The sequence below is a fragment of the Micromonospora sp. NPDC047762 genome (assembly GCF_043204655.1).
GTDB lineage: Bacteria > Actinomycetota > Actinomycetes > Mycobacteriales > Micromonosporaceae > Micromonospora.
Genome location: NZ_JBIDCQ010000001.1, coordinates 738,011 through 756,672, shown reverse-complemented (window position 1 = coordinate 756,672; position 18,662 = coordinate 738,011). Strand labels below are relative to the sequence as shown.

14 protein-coding genes are annotated in these 18,662 nt (G+C 71.0%); 6 read left to right on the top strand and 8 right to left on the bottom strand.

The annotated features are described in order from the left end of the window. Positions 1–4 precede the first annotated feature (4 nt). From ACGF3C_RS03715 to ACGF3C_RS03700, 4 genes are all read right to left on the bottom strand, one after another. Positions 5–973, bottom strand: coding sequence for a serine/threonine protein kinase (locus tag ACGF3C_RS03715; protein ID WP_393218436.1), 969 nt, complete (start codon positions 971–973; stop codon positions 5–7). After that, positions 970–1,722: an NUDIX domain-containing protein gene (locus tag ACGF3C_RS03710; protein ID WP_393218433.1), complete on the bottom strand. Its 753-nt coding sequence runs from the start codon at positions 1,720–1,722 to the stop codon at positions 970–972. Before ACGF3C_RS03710 ends, ACGF3C_RS03715 begins: the two co-directional genes overlap by 4 nt. Positions 1,723–1,881: 159 nt before the next feature. Beyond that, complete coding sequence (locus ACGF3C_RS03705) at positions 1,882–2,748, bottom strand: MaoC/PaaZ C-terminal domain-containing protein (protein WP_393218430.1); 867 nt, start codon at positions 2,746–2,748, stop codon at positions 1,882–1,884. Further along, positions 2,748–4,103 (bottom strand): 3-oxoacyl-ACP reductase, encoded by a 1,356-nt coding sequence (locus ACGF3C_RS03700; protein WP_393218427.1) that lies wholly within the window; start codon positions 4,101–4,103, stop codon positions 2,748–2,750. The genes ACGF3C_RS03705 and ACGF3C_RS03700 overlap by 1 nt, the downstream gene beginning before the upstream one ends. A 55-nt stretch (positions 4,104–4,158) precedes the next feature. Here ACGF3C_RS03700 and ACGF3C_RS03695 point away from each other — a divergent pair, with 55 nt between their 5' ends. Next, positions 4,159–5,451 carry an acetyl-CoA C-acetyltransferase gene (locus ACGF3C_RS03695; RefSeq protein WP_393218424.1) on the top strand — a complete coding sequence of 431 codons (1,293 nt, stop codon included), beginning with the start codon at positions 4,159–4,161 and terminating at the stop codon, positions 5,449–5,451. 66 nt (positions 5,452–5,517) lie between these two features. Here ACGF3C_RS03695 and ACGF3C_RS03690 read toward each other — a convergent pair whose 3' ends face one another. Next, a complete protein-coding gene (locus ACGF3C_RS03690) occupies positions 5,518–7,845 on the bottom strand; it encodes a PKD domain-containing protein (protein ID WP_393218421.1) in 2,328 nt (775 codons plus the stop codon). Positions 7,846–8,292: 447 nt separating this feature from the next. After that, entirely contained in the window at positions 8,293–10,611 is a 2,319-nt protein-coding gene (locus ACGF3C_RS03685; RefSeq protein WP_393218419.1) for a right-handed parallel beta-helix repeat-containing protein, read from the bottom strand. 175 nt (positions 10,612–10,786) lie between these two features. On the opposite strand from ACGF3C_RS03685, the gene purB reads away from it, so the two are divergent. Continuing rightward, the gene (gene purB, locus ACGF3C_RS03680; RefSeq protein WP_238689259.1) at positions 10,787–12,211 is read left to right on the top strand and encodes an adenylosuccinate lyase; all 1,425 of its coding nucleotides are present in this window, start codon (positions 10,787–10,789) and stop codon (positions 12,209–12,211) included. 137 nt (positions 12,212–12,348) lie between these two features. Here purB and ACGF3C_RS03675 read toward each other — a convergent pair whose 3' ends face one another. Beyond that, the gene (locus ACGF3C_RS03675; protein WP_357203695.1) at positions 12,349–12,912 is read right to left on the bottom strand and encodes a YbjQ family protein; all 564 of its coding nucleotides are present in this window, start codon (positions 12,910–12,912) and stop codon (positions 12,349–12,351) included. 24 nt (positions 12,913–12,936) lie between these two features. Continuing rightward, positions 12,937–13,620 (bottom strand): trypsin-like serine protease, encoded by a 684-nt coding sequence (locus ACGF3C_RS03670; RefSeq protein ID WP_355004709.1) that lies wholly within the window; start codon positions 13,618–13,620, stop codon positions 12,937–12,939. A gap of 359 nt (positions 13,621–13,979) precedes the next feature. Here ACGF3C_RS03670 and purS point away from each other — a divergent pair, with 359 nt between their 5' ends. Genes purS through ACGF3C_RS03650 form a run of 4 tightly spaced genes read left to right on the top strand, consistent with a single transcriptional unit; the run spans position 13,980 to position 18,399 of the window. Beyond that, positions 13,980–14,243, top strand: coding sequence for a phosphoribosylformylglycinamidine synthase subunit PurS (gene purS, locus ACGF3C_RS03665; protein WP_350854676.1), 264 nt, complete (start codon positions 13,980–13,982; stop codon positions 14,241–14,243). Continuing rightward, positions 14,240–14,923, top strand: a complete 684-nt coding sequence (gene purQ / locus ACGF3C_RS03660) for a phosphoribosylformylglycinamidine synthase subunit PurQ (RefSeq protein WP_091396055.1) — start codon at positions 14,240–14,242, stop codon at positions 14,921–14,923. The genes purS and purQ overlap by 4 nt, the downstream gene beginning before the upstream one ends. Positions 14,924–14,969: 46 nt before the next feature. Next, positions 14,970–17,639: a phosphoribosylformylglycinamidine synthase subunit PurL gene (gene purL / locus ACGF3C_RS03655; RefSeq protein ID WP_393218412.1), complete on the top strand. Its 2,670-nt coding sequence runs from the start codon at positions 14,970–14,972 to the stop codon at positions 17,637–17,639. A gap of 4 nt (positions 17,640–17,643) precedes the next feature. Continuing rightward, on the top strand, positions 17,644–18,399 hold the full coding sequence (locus ACGF3C_RS03650) for a 2-phosphosulfolactate phosphatase (protein WP_393219074.1): 756 nt from the start codon (positions 17,644–17,646) through the stop codon (positions 18,397–18,399). Positions 18,400–18,662: the final 263 nt, after the last annotated feature.

Genomic DNA, 18,662 nt, shown 5'->3' with positions numbered 1-18,662 from the left:
CTCCTTAGGGGGTGAGGGTGAAGGGTCGGAAGGTGCGTGGCCCGTAGAGCCGGTCCAGCACCTGGTCGAGTTCGCGCAGCAGGCGCCAGGCGTCGTCGGGCCGGGCGCCCAGGGACCGTTGCCGGCAGCCCTGCGCGAAGATGTGCAGCTCGCGGGGCGCGCGCGGGCCCATCAGCCAGCTCATGCAGTGGCTGGCCATCGCGATGTCGGTGCCCGGCCCGCACGGCTGCTTCTTGAGGACTTCCTCCGGGTCCCAGCCGTGGCCGGGGACCACCGCCGGGATGGTGCTGCCGACAGCCGCGGAGAAGCACCAGTCGATCAGCACCACGCCGTGGGCGTCCGGCTCGATCAGCACGTGTCGGGGCACTACCGCGCCGTGTACCACGCCCGCCCGGTGGGCCAGGCCGAGCACGACCAGCAGTCGCCGCCACATCCAGGCGACGTCCCGGGCGTCCAGCCCGTCGGGGTACGCGCGCCGTACCTCGTCCAGGTCGTGCAGGCCGGGTGCGGTGGCGAGCACGTTGATCCGCCGTTCCGCGCCGGTGTTGGCGTCGCGGTGCCGGAACTCGTCGACCAGCCGGGGCACGTACGGCAGGTAGCGCGGGTCACCGCGCTCGGCGATGGTGCGCAGGGCGTGCGCCTCGCGGGCCATCAGGTCGTTGTCGGTGGGCCGTCGGGGGAGCTTCAGCAACCGGTCGTCGCCGACGTCGTAGAGGTCGGCGAGGTCACCTGAGTGGGTTGGCGCGCCGAGCCGGTAGTCGCCGAGGACTGTGGTCTGCCGTGCATGCCACCGGGTGGTGACGTGGATGAACGCGTCGATGGCTTCGGCGCGTACCGCCGGGTCGGTCGGCAGGCGGTCGGGGTGCAGGGCCGCGACCAGCTCGCGGTAGCGGCGGGCCGGCTGGTCGGCGCCGAACAGGTCCGCGTCGGTGCGGGCGGCCGCGACCAGGTGGATTGCCTCGGTCGCCCTCACCGCACCGTCTCCTCGCGGGCGGGGCGCAGCAGCGCCGGGTGCAGCAGGCGGGCGTCGCCGGCCCGGTAGAGGCGGGCGCGCGGGCCGCCCCGGGCACCACCGCGCTCGGTGCTGGCGCCGGTGCTCTCCACGAAGCCCGGCACGGAGAGCACCTTGCGGTGGAAGTTGCCGGCGTGCAGCGGGTGCCCCCAGACCGTCTCGTAGACGGCGCGCAGTTCGCTGATCGTGAACTCGGCGGCGAGGAAGCGGGTGGCGAGCGGGGTGTACTCCAACTTGGAGCGGGCCCGTTCCAACGCGTCGTCGATGATCCGGCCGTGGTCGAAGGCGAGCTGCCGGCTGGTCAAAGCGGTCACCGGCAGCCAGATCGCCTCGTCGGCGTCGCTGCCGGCGGCCGGGTCCGGCAGGTCGGGGGCGAACGCGAGGTGGGCGATCGAGACGACCCGCATGCGCGGGTCGCGGTCGGGAGCGCCGTAGCTGCCCAACTGCTCCAGGTGTACGCGGAGCAGCTCCTCGCCGCCGAGCCCGGTCTCCTCGGCCAGCTCCCGTCCGGCGCCGGTGGTCAGGTCCTCGTCGGGGCGGACGAAGCCCCCGGGCAGCGCCCAGTGCCCGGCGAAGGGTGCCTCGCCGCGCCGGATCAGCAGCAGGTGCAGTGCGCCGTCGCGGATGGTCAGGGCCACCACGTCGACGGTCACGGCGACCGACGGATAGGCCCGGGGGTCGTACGCGGCCAGGAACTCCTGCTCGTTCATCACGTCTCTCTCACTTTGAGAACATCTCGCTCTGAGAACAACTTAGCGCAGAAGCGCGCGCCTGCCAAGGGCAGGACCAACTCAGCGCACGAGGCGGTGCGGTGCGCTCAGCGCACGGTGCGGTGCGGCGCGCTCAGCGCACGGTGCGGTGCGGCGCGCTCAGCGCACTAAGCCCGTCAGGTGGGGTCGGCCCCGCGAGTCGTGCAGGGCGAACCCGCCATCCGGCAGGAGCGCGAAGCTCACAGTGCTCGGCAGCGGCACGGGCAGCTTGAAAGCGACCTCGACCGTGTACGCGTCCGGCAGCCGGGACTCCAGCGCGGCCAGGCAGCGCGCCTTGCTCCACATGCCGTGCACGATCGGCCGGCGGAAGCCGAACAGCCGCGCACCGAGTCGGGAGGTGTGGATCGGGTTGTGGTCGCCGGAGACCCGCGCGTACTCCGTACCGACGCGCGGTTCCACCCGCCAGCGGGCGGTGGCCGTCGGCGCGGCGGGTCGCTCGCCGGGCTCGCGCCCGCCCGGCTTGCCCTCCCGACCGAGGTACGTCGAGACGCCACGCCACACCTCCGCCCCGTCGACGGAACCGACCAGCACCACGTCCACCTGCCGCCCCCGGTCGTGAGGGCGCAGGTTCTGCGCGTACGTCGTGAAGTCGAGGGTTTCGTCGGCGGTGATCGGGCGGTGCGTGGTGATCCGGTTGCCGACGTGCACCAGGCCGATCAGCGGGAGGGGGAAGTCCGGCGCTGTCATCAGGCGCAGGGCCAGCGGAAAGCCCATGACGTGGGGAAACGTCGCGGGCAGCCGGTCGGTGAGCCGGAACCCGCAGACCCTGTCGTAGTCGGCCAACTGCGTCCGGTCGACTGTCACCCCGCTCACCGTCAACTCGACAGCTTTCAGGTCGGGCCCGCGCCGTCCACCCCCGAGGCCCGGTAGCGCGCCGAGCAACGCCCGTCGGTGCAGCGCCCCGACCGCCGGCATCCGGGGCAGCTCGACCAGGCTGCGGCCGCCCGACTCCGGCCCCGTTCCCATCACGCCCCCAGCAGGCTCTGGCCGCAGACCCGGACCACGTTTCCGCTGACCGCGCCGCTGGCCGGCCAGGCCAGCCAGCCGATCGTCTCGGCCACGTCCACCGGCAACCCGCCCTGGGCCAGGCTGTTCATCCGCCGCCCCGCCTCGCGGACCACCAGCGGGATACGCGCGGTCAGCCGGGTCTCGATGAAGCCCGGGGCCACCGCGTTGACGCTGATCCCGTGCTCGCGCAGGGCCGGCGCGAGTGAGTCGACGAGCCCGATCACACCGGCCTTGCTGGTGGCGTAGTTGGTCTGCCCCCGGTTGCCGGCGATCCCGGCGATCGACGAGACCGAGATGATCCGCCCGCCGGCCGGGATCAGCTCCCGCTCCAGCAGTACGTCGTTGATCCGTTCCTGGCTGGAGAGGTTGACGTCGATCACCTGGTCCCACCGGTCGGCGTCCATCCGGCCCAACGTCTTGTCCCGGGTGATGCCGGCGTTGTGCACCACCACGTCGACCCGGCCGTGCCTGCCGGCCAGGTGCTCCGCGAGTCGGGTCGGCGCGTCCGGCGCGGTCAGGTCGAGTTGGACGGCGGTGCCGCCGATGTCGTTCGCCACGGCGGCGAGCGCGTCACCAGCGGCCGGGATATCCAGGGCCACCACCTTCGCGCCGTCGCGGGCGAGCACCTTAGCCAACGCGGCACCGATGCCCCGTGCGGCGCCGGTGACCAGCACGACCTGCCCGTCCAGCGGGCGGTCCCAGTCGGCCGGGACGCTCGCCGCGCCGCCGCCGACCCGGATGACCTGCCCCGACACGTACGCGGACCGGCCGGACAGCAGGAACCGGAGAGTCGATTCGAGGCTCGTGCGCGTGCCGGCGGCGTCGCTGTCGCGGGCGACGTGGACGAGTTGCGCGGTGGTGCCCCGGCCGAACTCCTTGCCGATGCTGCGGACCAGCCCTTCGAGGGCGCGCTGGGCGGTCGCCTCGCGGGGTGTCGGGCACTCCTGCGGCGGGGTGCCCAGCACGATCACCCGGCCGCTGGGCAGCACGGCCCGAGCCTGCGGGTGGAAGAAGTCGTAGAGCTGACGCAGCTCGGTCGAGTCGGTGATCCCGGTGGCGTCGAAGAGCAGAGCTCCGTACCGCTGCGAGGTGGCGGCGGCCGGGTCGGCCAGCTCGACCCCGGCGCTGGTGAGGATCTTGGCAACCGGCTCGGCGAGCCGGCCGCCGGTGGCCGCGCCGAGCAGGGCCGGGCCGGCCAGCAGCGGGTCGCCGGGGTGGTGCCGGCGCAGTCGGGGCGGGTCGGGCAGCCCGAGGCGCTTGACCAGCGCGCGGCCGGCGGCCGATTGGACGAAGCTCGCGTACCTGTCGGTCATGGGCGTAGCCTACTGGCGAGTAGGGTTCGAGCAACACATGTCGAGGAGGCGGATCGTGCAGAGCATCCGGCGGGTCGCGGTCATCGGGGGCAACCGCATCCCCTTCGCCCGCTCCAATTCCCGCTACGCGGACGCGTCGAACGCGGACCTGCTCGGCGCGGCGCTCGACGGCCTGATCGCCCGCTACGGGCTGGCCGGGCAGCGCATCGGCGAGGTGGTCACCGGGGCGGTGCTCAAGCACTCCCGCGACTTCAACCTCACCCGTGAGGTGGTCCTCGGCTCCCGACTCGACCCCCACACCCCGGCGTACGACATCCAGCAGGCCTGCGGCACCGGCCTGGAGGCGACCATCCTCGTCGCCAACAAGATCGCCCTCGGTCAGCTCGACGTGGGCATCGCCGGCGGTGTCGACACCACCTCCGACGCCCCGCTCGCCGTCAACGAGGAGATGCGCCGCACGCTGCTCAAGCTCAACTCGGCCCGTACGCTGGGCGAACGGCTCAAGATCGCGGCGAAGCTGCGCCCGTCCCAGCCGTTCAAGCCGGAGATCCCGCGCAACGCCGAGCCGCGTACCGGGCTGTCCATGGGCGACCACGCCGCCCGGACCGCAGTGCGCTGGCAGATCGACCGGCGCTCCCAGGACGAGTTGGCGCTGCGCTCACACCAGCGCCTCGCCGCCGCGTACGACAGGGGTTTCTTCGACGACCTGATGACGCCGTACCTGGGGCTCACCCGGGATGCGAACCTTCGCCCGGACAGCAGCCTGGAGAAGCTCGCCTCGCTGAAGCCGGTCTTCGGCACCCGTGGCCCGGACGCCGAGCACGCCACCATGACGGCCGGCAACTCGTCACCCCTCACCGACGGCGCGTCCACTGTGCTGCTGGCCAGCGAGGAGTGGGCGGCTGCGCACCACCTGCCCGTGCTGGCCTGGTTCAGTTGGTCGGAGACGGCGGCGGTGGACTTCGTGCACGGCGACGAGGGGTTGCTGATGGCACCCGCGTACGCGGTGCCCCGGATGCTGGCCCGTGCCGGCCTGACGTTGCAGGACTTCGACTACTACGAGATCCACGAGGCGTTCGCGTCGCAGGTGCTGGCCACCCTCGCCGCCTGGGAGTCGCCGGAGTTCGCCAAGGACCGGCTCGGCCTGGACGCGCCGCTCGGCGCCGTCGACACCGACCTGCTCAACGTCAACGGTTCGTCGCTGGCCGCCGGGCATCCGTTCGCCGCCACCGGCGGGCGCATCGTGGCGACCCTGGCGAAGCTCCTGGCCGAGCGGGGCAGCGGGCGTGGGCTGATCTCCATCTGCGCCGCCGGTGGTCAGGGCGTGACCGCCATCCTGGAGCGCTGAACGGAGTGTGCACGGCGACGCCCGCCGGACCCGAGGGTCTGGCGGGCGTCGACAGTGCGGTAGGGCTCAGCCGAGGGTGAACCTCTCCCAGGAGCTGACGACCGGGCCGCTGGCGATCAGTGGCTTGCTGCCCGCGCCGTCCGCGCTGACGTACTTGTTGTTGATGGCGGCCTTGAAGCTGACGGTGCCGTCACTGCTGCGGATCATTGTGAACCGCTCCCAGGTGCTGGCCGTCGGTGCGTTCGCGATCAGCGGCTTGGCGCCAGCGCCGTCGGCGGACACGAAGTGGTTGTTGACCCGGGCGAGAAGGCCGACCTGCCCGTTGCCGAGATCCACCACGTCGAACCGTTCCCAGGTGCTGGCGGTCGCCGCGCTCGCGATCAACGGCTTGGCTCCCGCGCCGTCGGCGCTGACGAAGCGACCGTTGACCTTGGCCTTCAGTGACCGGTTAGCGTCCGGTACGACGACCAGGAGGAACTTCTCCCAGGTGCCGATGGTGGACGTGCTGGCGCTCATCGGAACGGCGCTGTTGACGTCGGCGGTCACGTACTTGCTGGTGATGGGGCTCTGGAGGCTGATGGTGCCGTCGCTGTTGCGCACCAGCTTGAACGACTCGTGTACGTCCACGAACACGCTGTCCGCGGTCAATGTGACGAGGTCGGACTCAGCGACGGCGACGTAGCGACCGACCGCCCGGGAGAAGAGGGCGACCCTGCCGTTGCCGGCATCCGCCAGGTCGAACTGCGCGATCGTGCTCGGTTCGGCCTGGTTCGGCCGAAGCCCGTAGCTCTTCTCGTAACTCACGTAGCGGCGGTTGGAGAGGGCGCGCAGACCGACGGTCCCGGTCGGCCGCAGCATGCTGATCTGCCTGCCGTAAGTCCCCGACCGACCGTCGGTGCCAGTGACCGTGACGGCGATCCGGTAAGAGCCCGGGTTCGCGTAGGTGTGCGAGGCGATCGGGCTCGTCTGGGTGACGCTGCTGCCATCGCCGAACGAGAACTGGTAGGACGCGATCGGGTTGAGGCCGGGGAGAGAGGCGGACGCGTCCACAGTCACCGACCGCGCCTGGATGCTCATGGCGACGTCGAACCGCACCTCCGGGCTCCGGACGGCTTCGATGGTGCCACGGTCGGCGTACGTTATCGGGCCGGCGCCGGTGTTCGGCACGCCCGGATCGTCGACGCGCGGCGCGCCGCCGCGGGCGAGGGTCGGGTAACCGGGGGCGGCCGAGTTCGCCGAGTCGATGTTGTCCCGGGCCTGCCCCGTCTCGCGGTCGTGTGTGGCCTGGCCGGAGGCGGCCCGGAACGCAGCGAGCGACATCCGGGTGTTCCAGGCGTAGATCTCCGGTGAGTCGTTGTAGTAGTGGTGCGCGTTGTTGTAGTCGACCACCGTCTTTCCGACGGCACCGCCGTAGACGCCGATCTCGACCCCGTCCAGCACCTTGTTGTCGCAGTAAGCCAGATTGAAGTAACCGTTCAGAGCGAGCACGTTGTTCTGTACGGAGACGCCGGACGAGGCTCCGTCGACGCGGATGCCGTCGCGGCAGCGGTCCTTGATGGTGTTGTTGGCGATGGCCGTGCCGGTGGCCCCGTTGTTGTGCACGCCGTGGCCGGCGCCCCCGGAAATCACGTTGTTGGCCACCACGGTGCCGGCTGCGGTGGGCCCGAGCGCGATCGCCGCGTTGCTGAAGCCGTCAACGCTGCCACCGATGTACGAGTTGCGCTGCCCGTCGATCCGGACGCCGACCGTGTTGTCGGCAAGGACGTAGTTGGCATAGCCCTGCACGCTCGTGTCCTGGATGGCCACGTCACTGCTGGCGGCGTCCATGGTGATGCCGGCGCTGGCGGTCAACCCACTGACGATGATCTTCGACAGGCTTGAGCTGGTCACGCCGGCGAACCGGATCACCGGTGACGTCGCGGGAATGTTCAGGGCGTAGGTGCCGCCTCGGATGGTGAGGCCCGAGGAGTTGCGCACGTCTAGGGCCGGCACGTCGCCCGACCCGACGACGCGGAGGTTCTGAAGCACCACATCATGCTGGCCGTCGATCACGAAGCCGGCCGTCGCGCCGATCAGGGTCGCCCCGGAACCGGAAGCGGCGAGGAAGGTGACCGGCTGCTCCGGCGTGCCGGACGTGCCGATCGTGACGCGCTCCCGGTAGGTGCCGCCGCCGACGTCGACTGTCTGCCCACCGGTGACGATCGCTGCTGCGGCTCCGATGGTGCAGAACGGCTGCGCCAACGTGCCCGGGAACTGGTCCGAGCAGCCGGTGGCGGCATTCTGCCGGACGTAGAGCGTCGTCGGAGCGGCCGCCTGGGCGGGCAGCGCGGTGCCCACCAGGGTGCCGCTGGTCAGTAACGCGGTCGCGAGACCGGCGAAGAAGGATTTGCGCATGCTGGCCTCGAAAAGGAGGAGGATCCGGCGACGCCGGAAGTCAGATAAGGCGATTTTGCATGATCGACAAGTGAGGTGCTGACCTGGGTGACAAAACGGCCACCCGTCTCGTGACCGTCCTGGTTCCGGCGGATCGAGGCGGCCGGCAGGTAGACGTTGACGTCCTGTTCAACGGCCGGCTGAACGCCCGTGAGGTTGTCGGGTGACGGTGACCGTCCGCACCCCCGAACGAGGTGCGTTCGATGACAGCTGGGTCCGGAACGGGGCCGGTAAGCGTTGGTGCTGTCTGTCGTCATTCCGATGTACAACGAGGCCGCGGTCATCCCGGTCCTGATCGCCCGGCTGCGTCCGGTGCTCGACGCGCTCAGCGTCGAGTACGACCGGCCCTCGCCCGACGACGCCCGCCGGACCCCGAGGTTCCGGCGGGCGTCGATCGATTGGGCCGGCTCAGCCGAGGGTGAACTTCTCCCAGGTGCTGACGGCCGGGCCGTTGGCGATCAGCGGCTTGCTGCCCGCGCCGTCGGCGCTGACGTACTTGCTGTTGATGCCGGCCTTGAAGCTGACGGTGCCGTCGCTGTTGCGGACCATTGTGAACTTCTCCCAGGTGCTGACGGCCGGGCCGTTGGCGATCAGCGGCTTGGTGCCGGCGCCGTCGGCGGACACGAAGCGGCTGTTGGCGCGGGCGAAGAGGGCGATCTGACCGCTACCGAGGTCGGCGATGTCGAACCGCTCCCAGCTGCCGACGGTCGCCGCGCTCGCGATCAGCGGCTTCACACCGGCACCGTCGGCGATCACGTAGCGGCCGTTCACGCTGGCCTTCAGCGACCTGTTCGCGTCCGCGACCGGCACCTGGGCGAACTTCTCCGAGGCGCTGATGGTGGACCGGCTGGCGCTCATCGAGATGGTGCCGCTGGCGTCGGCGGTGACGTACAGGTTGTTGCTCGCCTTGAGGCTGACGGTGCCGTCACTGTTGCGGACGACAGTGAACTTCTCCGGCGTGCCGACCACCTGGCCCGCGGCGTTCAGAGACTCGTTGGCCGACTGCGTCACGTAGCGGCCGTTGGACCGCGCGACGAGGGCCACCTGGCCGTTGCCGGCGTCCCCCAGGTCGTACTGCGCGGCGGCGGTCAACCCGGCCTGGTTCGGCAGGAGAACCGACGCGGACGTTCCCACGTAGCGACGGTTCGACATGGCGAGCAGGCCCACGGAAGCGGTCCGCCGCAGCACGCTGACCTGCTCGGTGCTGCTGCCGGTCAGGCCGTCGGTCCCGTAGGGGGTGACGGTGACGTTGTAGGTGCCCGGTGTGGCGTACCTGTGCGTGGCGATCGGACTGGACTGGCGGGTGGAGGTTCCGTCGCCCCAGCTGACGTCGTAGTCACGGATCGGGACGAAGCCCGGCGTCGAGGCGGAGGCGTCCACCCTGACCGTGCTCGTGGCGAGGTCCACTGTGGCGTCGAAGGACGACACCGGGTGTTTGATGGCCTCCGCGGTGCCACGGTCGGCGTACGCGATCGGGCCGGCGCCGGTGTTCGGCACGGCCGGATCGTCCCGGCGTGGCTTGCCCTCGGTGTCGAGATCCTGGTAGCCGGGCGCCGTCGAGTTCGCCGAGTCGACATTCTCCCGGACATCCGACGTGTACCGGTCGTGTGCGGCCTGCCCGGAGACGGTGCGGAACTGGGTGAGACCCATCCTGGTTCCGTTCCACGAGTAGCCGGTCGCGGACGCGGACTGGTGCCAGGTGTTGTTGTAATCGATCACCGTGCCGCTCACCGCGGCGTCGTGGACCGCGATCTCAGCGCCTTCGGGAGCCTGCGGGTCGCAGTAGCCCTGGGCGAAGGCGGCGTTGTTGCGGAGCAGGTTGTTCTGCACCGAGACCTGGGATGACGCACCGTCGACCCGGATGCCGCCCAGGCAGCGGTCCTGGATGTCGTTGTTGGCGATGGCAGTGCCCACGGCTCCGCGGTTGTGGATGCCGTACCCGATCCCGCCCTTGATCCGGTTGTTGGCGATCACCGTCCCGGCGGCGGCCGGGCCCACCGAGATGGCAGCTCCGGAGAAGCCGGCGACGTCGCCGTCGATGATCGTGTTCTGTGGCCCGTCGACTCGAATGCCCACGCCGCTATCGGCGGCGACGTGGTTCGGGGCGGTCGACACCAGCGTGTTGCTAACGCGCACGTCGCTGGTGGAGGCATCCATCGTCAATCCGTCGGCGAGCGCCGCTCCGGTGGCGATGAGGCCATCCAGCCATGTCCACGTCGCATTGGTCAGTCGGATGGCGGGCGCGGTGGCGACGTTCGCCATGGTGAATCTGCCGCCCGCGACCACTACGTTCGAGGCGTTCCGCAGATCGAGGGCGGGCACGTCGGCAGACCCACTGACATTGATTTCCTGGATATAGATGTCGTGCTGGCCGTCGACGACCAGCCCCGCGTTCGGACCGACGAGCGTCACCGGGGTGCGAGGGGTCTTGGCGACGAAAGCGATCCCCGATCCCGGTGTGCCGGAGCTGGTGATGGTGACGCGCTCGGCGTAGGTGCCGCCGTCGATCCAGACCTCCCCGGGGGCGGTCACCACGGCGGCTGCGGCACCGATCGTGCAGAACGGCGTGTCGTCGGAGCCGGGCCCCTGGTCGGAGCAGTTCGCGTCGGCCTGCTTGACGTGCAGAAGCATCACAGGGTCGTCTGCCTGGGCGGGTGCGCCGGTGGCCAGGAGGGTGCCGCCGGTCACCGCGATCGCGGTGAGGCCGGCGAGGGATCTTCTACGCATGCATGCCCTCTGTCGTGAAAAGAGATTCGGCTTCGCCGGAGATCAGATGGAGACCATGATCCGATACCGGCTGGTAGCTGTGCCGCCCCGGGCGACAAAACGGCCAGTCGGCCCCACCGGCACCCGCCCTGGCCTGCCGGCCGCACGGGCCGCCGGGTAGGAGAGAATGAGGCACGTGACGACGATCCCCAACGTGCTGGCCAACCGGTACGCCTCGCCCGAACTGGTCGCCCTCTGGTCCCCGGAGGAGAAGGTCCGGATGGAGCGGCGGCTCTGGCTCGCCGTTCTCCGCGCTCAGCGCGACCTGGGAGTGCCGGTGCCGGACGGCGTTGTCGAGGCGTACGAGCGGGTGCTCGACCAGGTCGACCTCGCCTCGATCGCCGAGCGGGAGCGGGTCACCCGGCACGACGTGAAGGCCCGGATCGAGGAGTTCAGCGCGCTCGCCGGGCACGAGCACGTGCACAAGGGGATGACCTCCCGGGACCTCACCGAGAACGTCGAGCAGCTCCAGGTGCGCGCCTCGCTGGAGCTGATCCGCGACCGGGTGGTGGCCACCCTGGCCCGGTTGGCCTGGCTGGCCCACGAGCACTCCGAGCTGGTCATGACCGGCCGGTCGCACAACGTGGCGGCGCAGGCCACCACGTTGGGCAAGCGCTTCGCGTCGGCGGCCGAGGAGCTGCTGATCGCGTACGAGCGGCTGGAGGAGTTGATCGCCCGCTACCCGCTGCGGGGGATCAAGGGACCGGTCGGCACGGCCGCCGACCAGCTCGACCTCTTCGACGGTGACGCCGACAAGGTGGCCGAGTTGGAGCGGCGGGTCGCCGAGCACCTGGGCTTCTCCCGGGTACTGGACAGCGTCGGGCAGGTCTATCCGCGCTCGCTCGACTTCGACGTGCTGGCCGCGCTGGCCCAGACGGCCGCCGCGCCGTCGTCGCTGGCCACCACGATCCGGTTGATGGTCGGTCAGGAGCTGGCGACCGAGGGCTTCAAGCCGGGTCAGGTCGGTTCCAGCGCGATGCCGCACAAGATGAACACCCGTTCCTCGGAGCGGGTGAACGGCTTCGCCGTGATCATCCGGGGTTACCTGTCGATGGTCGGTGAGCTGGCCGGTGACCAGTGGAACGAGGGGGACGTGTCCTGCTCGGTGGTCCGCCGGGTGGCGCTGCCGGACGCCTTCTTCGCCGCCGACGGGCTGTTCCAGACGTTCCTCACAGTGCTCGACGAGTTCGGCTCGTACCCGGCAGTGATCAACCGCGAGCTGGAGCGGTTCCTGCCGTTCCTGGCCACCACGAAGATCCTGGTCGCGGCGGTCCGGCGAGGCGTCGGCCGGGAGGTCGCCCACGAGGTGATCAAGGAGCACGCGGTGGCGGTGGCCCTGGCGATGCGCGAGAAGGGCTCACCGGAGAACGACCTCTTCGACCGCCTGGCAGCGGACGGTCGACTCGGCCTGTCCCGAGCCGACATCGACACCCTGGTCGCCGACCGCAACGCCTTCGTCGGCGCCGCCCAGGCCCAGGTGGCAGCGGTGACGAGCCGCATCACCACCGTGGTGACGGCCCACCCGAACGCCGCCACCTACAGCCCACCCCCCATCCTCTAACCCCACCCCACCCCTTGGCCCTCCGGGCTGTCGATCATGAAGTTGTTGCCACGACACGCCGGTTGGGGTGGCAACAACTTCATGATCAACGAGGCCGAGGGTCCGGGCCTAGTGGGTCGGTGGGTGGGTTGGCGGGGTTACTCGCCGGTTGGGGTTTCTGCTGCGGTGCGGAGGTTGGGGGCGCTGGCGGGCTCGGCGATGCCGCCGAGAGATTCGGCGAAGGCCGGGTCGGTGGCGGTCTCCGCCGCGACCGCCGGCTGGTCGGCCGGCATGACCTCGGGCATCTTGGGTACGGCGACCACTGCCGTCCCGTACGCGCAGATCTCCATCCACATCTCGCCGCAGTCCCGGCTGTCGAACCGCATGCCGATCACCGCGTTCGCGCCGATCCGGAGGGCCTCCTCGCCGAGGCGGGTCACCGAGTCGGTGCGCCACCGGGTCAGGTTGTCCGGGGCCATCGGGTCGTACGCGCCACCGCGCAGGTTCTTCACACCCTCGCGGTACGGGTTGCGCGTCCTGGCCATCGATGACACCACCTCACCGAGAATCTGGCGGATCTCGTAGCCGGGCAGTTGCTCTGTCGTCACGACCAGCACGGTTCCGATGCTGTCAGGAGTGGCCCGACCCGATCGGGTGCATTGTTCACCTGATCGGATGCTGCAAAACGACGCGGCGCGGACGGCCGGCACGTGGCCGACCATCCGCGCCGAGCGGGGCGCTAACCGTCAGACACCGGCCACCGAGGTGATCCAGGCCCGGTTGTACGCGACGCTGCCGTAGTTCTGGATGCTCGACCCGTCGGCGGTGGAGGCGACGCCGACCTGCTGACCGTTGTAGAACTGCGGGCCGCCGGAGTCACCGCGCCAGGCGTTGCCGTTGATCCGGGTGCTGCGGATCGCCTGGCCGCCGTACGCGTCGGTGGCGCCGTTGCTGGTCACCCGGACGGTGGCGGTCTTGAGCTGGGTGGACGCCGAGCAGCCGCTGTAGCAGGTCATGCCCCAGCCGTAGATCGAGTTCGTCGAGTTGATCGGCGGGTTGCTGCTGGCCAGGCTGACCGCGGAGGTGCTGACGGTGCTGGAGAGCCGCATGAGCGCGAGGTCGTTGCGGGTGTAGGTGGCGCTGACCGTGCGGGTGACCCCGCCGGAGGTGCGGTTCACGCTTCCGACGCGCACCGACATGGTGCCGCTGATGCAGTGCCGGGCGGTGAGCACCCACTGCGCGGCGATGACGCTGCCGGAGCAGGTGAACGAGCCGTTGCTGAGCACCGCGGCGGCCCAGGGGGCGGACGAGACGGTGCCGCCGCCGATGATGGGTTGCGGGCCGGCGGGGGCGGCGGACGCGGCGGACGTGACGCCGAGGGCGCCGACCAGCGCGGTGCTGAGTACGGCGAGCAGGGGGCGGATGCGCATCGGGTGGACTCCTTGGACGGGGCGGGCCCGGGGTCGCCGGGCGCGGGCGGCGCCGGACGGCGGGGGGTTCCCGGCGCCGGCAGATCGAGCTACGTCGATGTAGAGTAGGGCGCGACGCGATCGTTATCAAGGAGGTCATCGAGGTTGCCCAATGTAACGATTCGGCCACCCGCTGCGCCGTGTATGTCCTGCTAGGGCCACCTGTAGCGCCCGACGTGTCACCCTGAGCGTCAGTAATGTCGATCACTGCCTGAACCGCACCCGGCCGGTGCGTCCGCGGCGATATCTGCCAGGTACGCTGGCTGCGCTCGCCCATTTGTGGGTCGGCACCCAACTGCGTACACAGTCAGGAGTGCCCAGTGCCTCGCGTCGTCGTCGACGTCATGCTCAAGCCCGAGATCCTTGATCCGCAGGGCCAGGCCGTCGCAAACGCGCTGCCCCGGCTCGGCGTCGGTGACGTCGCCTCGGTTCGGATCGGCAGGCGCATCGAGATCGAGTTCACCGGTGAACCGGACCTGGACCGCGCCCGGGAGATTGCCGACAAGCTGCTCGCCAACCCGGTCATCGAGGACTTCACCGTCCGCGTGGTCGAGGCCGACGAGACCGCGGACGCCCGCTCGTGACCGCCCGGGTCGGTGTGGTCACCTTCCCCGGCTCGCTCGACGACGGGGACGCGGCCCGGGCCGTCCGGATCGCCGGCGCTGAGCCGGTCCGGCTCTGGCATGGCGATCCGGAGCTGCACGGTGTCGACGCGGTCGTCCTGCCCGGCGGTTTCTCCTACGGTGACTACCTGCGGTGCGGCGCCATCGCCCGGTTCGCCCCGGTGATGGAGACGATCGTGGACGCCGCCCGGGGTGGCCTGCCGGTGCTCGGCATCTGCAACGGCTTCCAGATCCTCTGCGAGGCGCACCTGCTGCCCGGCGCGCTCACTCGCAACCAGCACCTGCACTTCCGCAACCGGGACCAGGTCCTGCGCATCGAGTCGGCCGGGACGGCGTGGACCAACGCGTTCCAGCCCGGCCAGGAGGTGCTCATCCCGGTCAAGAACGGCGAGGGCTGCTACGTCGCGGACACCGCGACGCTGGACCAGCTCGAAGCCGAAGGTCGGGTGGTCGCCCGCTACGTCGGCGGCAACCCCAACGGGTCCCAGCGCGACATCGCCGCGATCACCAACGCCGCCGGCAACGTGGTCGGCATCATGCCGCACCCCGAGCACGCGGTAGAGGCGCTCACCGGCCCTTCGCTGGACGGCCTCGGCTTCTTCACGTCGGTCCTCAAGCACCTGGTCGGGGCGCCGGCATGAGTGCGAGGAGCGGCTTCGGCGGGCACGAGCGCAGCGAGGAGAGGTCATGACCACCCATCCGGATCCGGTACGGGACACGCCGGAGGCGTACTCCGCCCCGGCGCAGCCGACCGAGCCGAGCCCCGCGCAGCCGGCCGCACCGGCGACCGCTCCCGCCCAGCCGGCCGCCGCCGTCTGGGCCGAGGGCGTGGACACCGTGCCGCGCGCCGGTGGCACCCCGGGCGAGCTTCAGCCGTACACCGAGCTTGGTCTGCGCGACGACGAGTACGACCGGATCCGGCAGATCCTCGGCCGCCGGCCCACGCAGTCCGAGCTGGCCATGTATTCGATCATGTGGAGCGAGCACTGCTCCTACAAGTCGAGCAAGGTTCACCTGCGCCAGTTCGGTGAGAAGGCCCCGCCCAGCGACCGAATGCTCGCCGGCATCGGTGAGAACGCCGGTGTCGTGCAGATCTCCGACGAGCTGGCGGTGACCTTCAAGGTCGAGTCACACAACCACCCGAGCTTCGTCGAGCCGTATCAGGGCGCGGCGACCGGCGTCGGCGGCATCGTCCGGGACATCCTCGCCATGGGCGCCCGTCCGATCGCGGTGATGGACCCGTTGCGCTTCGGTGCCGCGGACCACCCGGACACCGCCCGGGTGCTCACCGGCGTGGTCGCCGGCGTGGGTGGCTACGGCAACTGCCTCGGCCTGCCCAACATCGGTGGTGAGCTGGTCTTCGACCCCTCCTACCAGGGCAACCCGCTGCTCAACGCGCTCTGCCTGGGCGTGCTGCCGGTCAGCCGGCTGCAGAACAAGGCCGCCGCCGGCCCGGGCAACGTTGTCGTGCTGATGGGCGCCAAGACCGGCCGGGACGGCATCGGCGGCGTGTCGGTGCTGGCCAGCGCGACCTTCGACGAGGGCAGTGAGGCACGTCGACCGGCCGTGCAGGTCGGCGACCCGTTCACCGAGAAGCTGCTGATCGAGGCGTGCCTCGAGCTGTACGACGGCCAACTTGTCGTCGGCATCCAGGACCTCGGCGGCGCCGGCCTGACCTGCGCGCTCACCGAGACCGCCGCCGCCGCCGGCACCGGCATGCGGGTCTGGCTGGAGCGGGTTCCGCTGCGCGAGCCCTCGATGGACCCGCACGAGATCCTGGCCAGCGAGTCGCAGGAGCGGATGCTGCTGGTCGTCGAGCCGGACAAGCTCGACGCTGTGCTCAAGACCTGCGAGAAGTGGGGCGTCCTCGCCACCGCGATCGGCGAGGTCACCGCACCGGAGCCGGACGGCCGCCCGGGTCGACTGCTGATCACCTGGCAGGACCACCTGGTCGTCGACGTGCCGCCGGGTTCGCTGGTCGACGACGGCCCGGTCTACGCCCGGCCGATGCGTGAGCCGGCCGACCTGATCCTGCTCCAGGCCGACCGGGCCGAGACGCTGCCCCGCCCGGCCGACCCGGAGGCGCTGCGGGAGACCGTGCTGCGCATGATCGCGTCGCCGAACCTGGCCGACAAGTCCTGGGTCACCGAGCAGTACGACCGTTACGTGCTGGGCAACACAGTGCTCGCCCAGCCGGAGGACGGCGGCGTGATCCGGATCGACGAGCGGACCGGGTTGGGTGTGGCGCTCTCGGTGGACGGCAACGGCCGGTACGCCAGGCTCGACCCGTACAACGGCACCAAGCTGGCCCTGGCCGAGGCGTACCGGAACGTGGCGGTGACCGGCGCGAAGCCGATCGCCGTCACCGACTGCCTCAACTTCGGCTCGCCGGAGGACCCGGGCGTCATGTGGCAGTTCGCCGAGGCCGTGCGCGGCCTGGCGGACGGCTGCCTGGAGCTGGGCATCCCGGTGACCGGCGGCAACGTCAGCTTCTACAACCAGACCGGTGCCGCGGCCATCCACCCGACCCCGGTTGTCGGCGTGCTGGGCGTGCTGGACAACGTCGCCGACCGGGTGCCGATGGGCTTCGTGCCGCGCGCCGCTGGCGACCACGACCAGCTCTACCTGCTCGGCGAGACGAACGTGGAGCTGTCCGGCTCGGAGTGGGCCTGGGTGACGCACGAGCACCTCGGTGGTATTCCGCCGCAGGTCGACCTTCTCCGCGAGAAGGCGCTCGCCGAGCTGCTGGCCGAGGCGGCCCGCGTCGGTCACCTGGCCTCCGCGCACGACCTCTCCGACGGCGGTCTCGCCCAGAGCCTGGTCGAGTCCTGCCTGCGTCGCGGCGTCGGTGCCCGGGTCGCGGTGCCGGAGCAGTTCGCCGAGGGCTCGATGCCGTTCGTCTACCTGTTCAGCGAGTCCGCCACGCGGGCGCTGGTCTCGGTGCCGCGCGGCCACGACAAGGCGTTCGCGGCGCTCTGCGCCGAGCGGGGCGTGCCGTTCGAGCTGATCGGCGTCACCGACCCGTCCGGTGGGGCGCTCGAGGTGCACGGTCAGTTCCGGATCGGCCTGGACGAGCTGCGTACCGCGCACACCGAGACGTTGCCGCGCCTCTTCGGGGGTTCGGCGTCCGTCGAGGTGCCCGCGCCGGCTGCCGGCGTGGCGGGTGCGGTCGAGGCCGTCCCGTTGCCGGGCGAGCCGGCCGAGCCGGTCGACGCGGCCGAGGTGGTCTCCGAGCCGATCGCATCCTCGGGTCCGTCTCCGGAGACCGGCGCGGTCGAGCCGATCGGGTCAGAGCAGCCGGGCGAGGTGTCCGAGCCTGACTCCGGTGTCACCGAGCCGTCGCCTGACGAGCGCTGAGGCGTTGACGGCCGCCGTCTACGGCCAGCCCGGATCGGGTGCCCGGTTCGACTGGGGGCTGACCGGGGCGGCCGAACTCGGCCGGGTCTGCGCGGCGCTGGTGGTGGTGGACGTTCTCTCGTTCACCACCGCCGTGGAGGTGGCGGTCGCCCGGGGCATGCGGGTGCACCCGTTCCCCTGGGGTGAGCAGGCGGCCGAGTACGCAGTCCGGGTCGGTGCGACCGCTGCGGTCGGGCGGCGGCAGACGACCGCGGAACATCCGTGGTCGCTCTCGCCCGCCGCGCTGAGCAGCGCACCGGTGGTGGCGGACCTCGTGCTGCCCTCCCCGAACGGCTCGGCCATCAGCGCCGCCGCCAGCGCCACCGGCCTGCCGGTGGTCGCGGCGTGCCTGCGCAACGCGCGCGCCGTCGGGCACTGGCTGCGCCGCCAGGGGTACGGCACGCTGGACGCCCCGATCGGCGTGATCGCCTCGGGGGAACGGTGGCCGGACGGGTCGCTGCGACCGTCGGTGGAGGACCAACTCGGTGCCGCCTCGGTGCTGGACGCCCTCTCCGGTGTGCCCGGTGGGCTCTCGGTGGAGGCGGCCATGGCGCTCGCCGCGCTGGCGAGCACCCCGGATCTGCCCGCCGCGGTGCGCGGCAGCGTCTCCGGACGGGAGTTGACCGAGGGCGGCTTCGCCGCCGACGTGGACGTCGCCGTCCGGATCGGCGTGTCGGACGTCGTGCCGGTGCTCCACCACGGCGTCTTCTCCGCCGCCTGACCGCGCCTGACCGCGCCTGACCGAGCCGCGCGCTCCCTGTGATCAACTCGGCTTTCCGGAAGTCGCGGTGTCCAGGTCTTCGGGATGGCCCGACTTCACTGATCGCGAGTGGGTCTTGCAGCGAAAACGGCCACCCGGATCTCCGGGTGGCCGTTTTCATGTGCTGTGGTGGGGGTCAGTCGTCCAGCCAGTCGAGGCGGCGACCGCCGCGCTCGGTCGGCGGCGGGGTGTCCGGTCGGGGGTTCCGCCCGGCGGGCTGGCCG